Here is a 2,085-nt window from a genome sequence, read left to right as displayed (position 1 = left end):
GCGACACCCCCCACACCGTGCGCACCGCGAGGGGCGACGTCGAGGTGCCCGGCACGCCCCGGCGTGTCGTCGTCCTCGACAGCGCCGAACTGGACTCCGCCCTCACCCTCGGCGTCACCCCCGTCGGCGCCACCCGCGCCGACACCGCCACCGGCTTCCCCGACTACCTGCCCAAGGAACGCCTCACCGGCATCAAGGACGTCGGCAAGATCGGCTCCCCCGACCTGGAGGCCGTCGCCGCCCTCAAGCCCGACCTGATCCTCACCAACGAGGTCCGCGACGGACGGCGCTACGGCGCCCTCAAGAAGATCGCACCGACGGTGATGACCGAGACCACCGGCTACCCCTGGAAGCAGAACTTCGCCGTCCACGCCGACGCCCTCGGAAAGATCCCCGAGGCCAAGAAGGTCGTCGCCGCCTACAAGGAGCACGCCCGGCGCGTCACCGCCTCACTCGGCGGCCCCCAGAAGGCGAAGGCCCTGCGCACCAACGTCGTCCGCTTCATCGAGGGCGCCGACACCCGCGTCTACGGCTGCCGCAGCTACATCGGCACCGTCCTCGCCGACATCGGCACCGGCCCCACCGCCGTCGTCAACGGCGCCAAGGACGGCCTGATGACCGAACTGAGCGCCGAGGAGATCAACAGGGCCGACGCCAACGCCGTCTTCTACGCCAGCTACGGCGCCCCCGAGAAGTCCAAGGAGGCCCAGATCACCAGCGGCGCCCTGTGGAAGAACCTCCGCGCCGTCAAGGACGGCCGCTCCTTCCGCGTCGACGACCAACTCTGGATCCAGGGCATCGGCTACACGGCGGCCGACAAGATCTTGGACGAGGTGCAGCAGCGGTTGGTGAAGAAGCGGTGAGTCGGTGAGGAAGCAGTGAGACGGCACCGGGGCGGCGTGGGTACGCCGCCCAAGGGCGCAACGCCGTAGGGCCGCCCCGCCCCCGGGACGTCCTGAGCCCGTCACCCCCTGAGCGGACGGGCCGTCACCTCGGTCCGAACGCCCCCTCAGCGCACCCAGCGCCTCATCCGCCACGCCAGGTACGCGGCGGAGGCGACGGCCGCGATGCGGATGAGGCCCGGGAGTCCGCCGGTGAGTTCCGTGGCGAGGTGGCCGGGGGCGACGGGGGTGCCCCAGCGTCCGTCGGCCCGTCCCCACAGCCACACCAGGAATCCTCCGGCGGCGATGCCCGGGACACCCAGTACCGCGAACTTCACCTCCGTACGGGTCAGCCGGCGCGACGCGTACGCCAGGGCCCAGCCGCCGGCCAGCGCCAGCCAGGAGCCCGCGACCGCACCGGCGACCAGCAGCACCACGGCCAGCGTCACCGCCGGGCTGAGCTGCCGCCACACCGGCCGCGGGGCCTCCTCGACCACCTCGTCGTCCGCCACCGGCTCGGGCTCCGGCACGCCGCGCCGACGCTCCAGGGTGCCGCGCAGCAGGCCCGGCAGCGCCCGGACGCCACGCGGCCCCTCGGCCGCCGCCGGCTCGGCGCCCTTCTCGGCCTCGACCTTCTCCGCCGGATCGTCCTTCCCCGGGTGCTTCCACATCTCGGGGATCTCGATCCCGCCGACGAACCCGGGCACCTCCTCGCCCGGCCCGAACGGCGACAACTCCGTCCGCCCCCAGCCCGGACCGTCCTGGCCGTCACCCAGTTCCTCGGGACCCGCCAGATGGGGCGGCGCCGCGGAGGTGTCGGGCAGCGCGGACACGGGCCCCTCGCCCGCCCCCGACCCGTTCTTCTTGAGGAAGTCGGGCTTGAGGAAGTCCGGCTTGAAGGGCTTCTTCAGGAGGTCGGTCTTCTTGAGGAAGCCGGGGCGGGGGGCGGACGCGGGCTCCGGGTCAGGATCGGGGCGTACGGGGCCACCGTCCGCCCCGGCCGGTCCTTCGCCGTCCCGGGGGCCGGGGACCTTGCCGATCAGCTCGTCGATCAGCCGGCCACCGGGCTCCTCGTCCTCGGGCGCACCGGCCTGCGGCGGTACGGCGGGGGCGGCAGGCCCGGCGGGAACGGCGGGCCCGGCGGGCATGCCGGGTGAGGCAGACGGGCCGGACGCGGCGGACGGGCCGGGCCCGGCTGGCGAGG

The 2,085-nt window shown here is 74.0% G+C and carries 2 protein-coding genes; one reads left to right on the top strand and one right to left on the bottom strand.

The genetic code is table 11. The features are described from left to right. Positions 1-863, top strand: an 863-nt coding sequence (locus AC51EU_RS29885) for an ABC transporter substrate-binding protein (RefSeq protein WP_496270221.1), incomplete at its 5' end; no start/stop codon positions are given. Between the two features lie 146 nt (positions 864-1,009). Here the strand turns inward: AC51EU_RS29885 and AC51EU_RS29880 are convergent. Next, positions 1,010-2,085 (bottom strand): hypothetical protein (locus tag AC51EU_RS29880; RefSeq protein ID WP_496270220.1); only part of this gene is annotated, 1,076 nt, incomplete at its 5' end.

The sequence above is a fragment of the Candidatus Streptomyces philanthi genome, assembly GCF_059553635.1.
The sequence above is the reverse complement of the archived record's forward strand: the minus strand, read 5'-3'. Positions and strand labels throughout refer to the sequence as shown.